Below are 1452 nucleotides of genomic sequence, written 5' to 3'. Positions count from 1 at the left end.
TACTCCAGTCTGACTTCGCGATCTTGCAGCGGGCCCGGCTGGGAACGGGTACGGCCACCGCGTGATCATCGGTTGGTGTGTGGACAAACGAAGATCGTGCGGTGGCCGCAGGCCATAGCGTAGACCCTGCCCGCTGGCGGATGATGTTCGACCAGGTCATGGCCCGGATCGCGGGTCGGTTCGGCCGGGTCGAGCCGAGGGCGAGTGCCCGCGCCTATCTGCTCGGGCTGCTGTCGAAGGCGGAGCGGAAGAACTGCTGGCAGCTGGCCGAACAGGCCGGTCATGTCCGGCCCGGACCGATGCAGCGACTGCTGCGTTACGCCCGCTGGGACGCCGATGCCGTCCGCGACGACCTGCGCGCCTACGCCGTCGCCCACCTCGGCGCCGACGGCGCGGTGCTGATCGTGGACGAGACGGGCTTTGTGAAGAAGGGACGCTCCTCGGCGGGCGTGCAGCGCCAGTACACCGGCACCGCGGGACGCATCGAGAACGCCCAGGTCGGCGTGTTCCTCGCCCTGGCCACCAGCCGGGGCCGGGCCCTGATCGACCGAAGGCTCTATCTCCCCGAGCACTCCTGGTCCGATGACCCCGAACGCCGCCATGCGGCCGGGATACCCGAGACGGTGCAGTTCCGGACCAAACCCCGCCTGGCCTGGGAAATGATCGCCGCCGCGCTGGACGCCGGGGTGCAGGCACCATGGGTGACCGGCGACGAAGCCTACGGCCAGGATCCCCGGCTCCGCGCCGCCCTGGAGGCACGCGGCACCGGCTACGTGATGGCCGTCGCCTGCTCGACGCGGGTGCGGATCAACCATGGCCGCACCCTCGTCCGCGCGGACACCGTCGCCGGCCGCCTGCCCGCCACCGCCTGGCAGCGGCACAGCGCGGGCAACGGCGCGAAGGGCCCGCGCCACTACGACTGGGCCTGGATCCACATCGGCACCGGCGAACACCGTCACCTGCTGATCCGCCGCAACCGCACCACCGGGGAACTCGCCTTCTACCTGTGCTGGTCACCCACCACGGTCGCCCTGGCGGAGCTGGTCCGTGTCGCCGGCGTCCGCTGGAGCGTCGAGGAGTGCTTCCAGGCCGCCAAGGGCCAGGTCGGACTCGACCACTACCAGGTCAGGCACTGGACCTCGTGGCACCGGCACATCACCCTCGCCATGCTCGCCCTGGCCTTCCTGACCGCCCTCGCCGCCGACGCGGCACCGAAGCGGCCCACCGATCCACACCGCCCAGCCCGCAGCAATGAACAGATCTCCTTGACCGTCCCGGAGATCCGCCACCTGCTCACCGCCGTCTTCGGCCCACCGGCCATGACCGCTGCCATGCTGCTGCAGTGGTCAACCTGGCGCAGGCGCCACCAGGCAACAGCCCGACACAGCCACTACCGACGCCGATCCTTCGGCAAACGTGCTGGATAGATCACAAAACCGCACTGGAGTACTA

At 70.0% G+C, this 1452-nt stretch carries 1 protein-coding gene; it reads left to right on the top strand.

Annotation, left to right across the window (positions count from 1 at the left end):
- Positions 1-158: 158 nt before the first annotated feature.
- A complete protein-coding gene (locus ACFW6P_RS32080) occupies positions 159-1427 on the top strand; it encodes an IS701 family transposase (RefSeq protein WP_386425804.1) in 1269 nt (422 codons plus the stop codon).
- Positions 1428-1452: the final 25 nt, after the last annotated feature.

The sequence above is a fragment of the Streptomyces sp. NPDC058741 genome, from assembly GCF_042746715.1.
GTDB lineage: Bacteria > Actinomycetota > Actinomycetes > Streptomycetales > Streptomycetaceae > Streptomyces.
The sequence above is the reverse complement of the archived record's forward strand: the minus strand, read 5'-3'. Positions and strand labels throughout refer to the sequence as shown.

Coding starts and splice junctions, on each gene's coding strand:
- ACFW6P_RS32080 (WP_386425804.1), top strand. CDS start 159: ATGGCCCGGATCGCGGGTCGGTTCGGCCGGGTCGAGCCGAGGGCGAGT.